Source organism: Burkholderia sp. Se-20378 (genome assembly GCF_017104665.1).
GTDB classification, from domain to species: Bacteria; Pseudomonadota; Gammaproteobacteria; order Burkholderiales; family Burkholderiaceae; genus Burkholderia; species Burkholderia lata.
In genome coordinates, this window is record NZ_JAAGPG010000989.1 from 1 (window position 1) to 1797 (window position 1797).

The following is a 1797-nucleotide window of genomic DNA, read 5'->3' on the forward strand; positions in this document are numbered from 1 at the left end:
GCGCTCGCGCTGCGTTTCGCCGCGCTGCGCGACGAGCGACAGCGCGGCGTCTCGCCGGCCACCGGCGCGCTGCTCGAACTGCGCCGCTTCCACAGCGCGCTGCCGAAAGCCGCGCGTGCGTCGCGACGAGACATCGAGGAGCATGCGGCCGGCGGCCTGCTCGACTTCGATACCGCCATCGAGCTGCTGTACCGCTTCATCGGCGAATATCTCGGCTACGCCGACACCTATGCGTCGCTCGACCAGGACGATCACGCATTCGAGCGCTCGGTCACGCATTACGCGGTGAAGACCAATTCGTTCTTCGTCGGGTTCGCGTTCCTGCGCACGATCGTCGCGGTCGGCGCGATGAGCGCGTTCTGGCTTGCCTCCGAATGGCCGAGCGGCCCGCTCGCCGTGATCGCCACCGCGATCGCGTGCGCGCTCAGCTCGACGTCGCCGCGCGCGCCGAAGTTCGTCGCGCAGATGAGCGTCGGCGCCGCATTCGCGACCGCGGTCGGCTACCTGTTCCTGTGCTACGTGTATCCGAACATCGACGGCTTCCCGCTGCTGTGCGCCACGCTCGCGCCAGTGCTCGGCCTCGGCGCGTTTCTCGCGATGCGGCCGGGCTTGTCCGGCTACGGGATCGGCTTCGCGGTGTTTTTCTGCCTGCTCGCGGGGCCCGACAACGTGATCGCCTATACGCCCGAGGTGCTGATCAACAACGGGCTGGCGATCGTCGTCGCGATGCTCGCGTGCTCGCTCGTGTTCGCGGTCGTGTTCCCTACCCACATGCCGTGGCTCACAGGCCGCATCGCACACGATCTGCGCCGCCAGGTCACGCTCGCGTGCGAAGGCGCACCGGACGGCCTCGCGCAGCGCTTCCAGTCGAGTACGCACGACCTGATGGCGCAACTGCGCACGCTGCTGGTGCGACGCACGCGACAGCATCGCGATGCGATGCGCTGGATGCTGTCGACGCTCGAGGTCGGCCATGCGGTGATCGACCTGCGCGACGAACTGGACGCGTTCTGCGCATCGAAGCCGCCGCAAACGCTGCGCTGGACCGGTTCGATCGACGCGGTGCTGCACGAGCTGCCGCGCTTCTTCGACGATCCGACGCCCGGCCACCATGCGCGCACGCTGAAATCGGTGAATCTCGCGATCCGCGCGGCGCAGCACACGCTGCAGGCGTGGTACGCGGTGCCCAACGAGCGGCACCGCATGCAGCGGATCGTCGGTTGCCTGCACTTCATGCGCAGCGCGCTGCTGGACAAGGATGCGCCGTTCAACCGACACCGCCATTGACGATCGGTGCGCGCGCAACGGGATCCTTGTTCCGGATGGAAATAAGCTCTACAGCCGCGGTGATTAATCTTTAAGCAGTGCGAGCCTATAGTTTCCTCACTGCCAGCGAGACTGGCACTCACCCAGGAGAAACCAAAATGAAGCCGCTGCACCTCGCCCTCGTTGCCCTGTCGCTCACCGCTGCTGTTGCTCACGCACAGCCGGCACCGGCAGACGTCGCACCGCAACAGGCGAACCGCGCTGAAGCCGTCGCGACCGCAGGCCGCGTCGACCGTTCGCAATCGAAGCAGGAAGACCCGAACGCGTGTGTCGGCCCGGTCAGCTTCTGCAACATCTACTTCGGCAGCTGAGCATGACGCCGCGTCGTCACGGCCAGGCCCGCACCGCCCGCGTTGCATGCGCGGGTGAGCGGCGGCCCGGCCGATCGCGGCCCGGCCGATCGCCGCAACGCCGCTCCACCCCACGCCGCTTCGATTGAAGCGGCGCATGCCGTTTCAGGCGCCACGCCCC

At 67.6% G+C, this 1797-nt stretch carries 2 protein-coding genes; both read left to right on the forward strand.

The window, feature by feature from the left end; all coding sequences use genetic code 11:
* Window positions 1-1287: FUSC family protein (locus G3N93_RS39610; RefSeq protein WP_206135484.1), on the forward strand; the 1287-nt coding region annotated here is incomplete at its 5' end.
* 137 nt (window positions 1288-1424) lie between these two features.
* A complete protein-coding gene (locus G3N93_RS39615; protein ID WP_122946964.1) occupies window positions 1425-1637 on the forward strand; it encodes a hypothetical protein in 213 nt (70 codons plus the stop codon).
* The last annotated feature ends 160 nt before the right edge of the window (window positions 1638-1797 follow it).

Coding starts and splice junctions, on each gene's coding strand:
- G3N93_RS39615 (WP_122946964.1), top strand. CDS start 1,425: ATGAAGCCGCTGCACCTCGCCCTCGTTGCCCTGTCGCTCACCGCTGCT.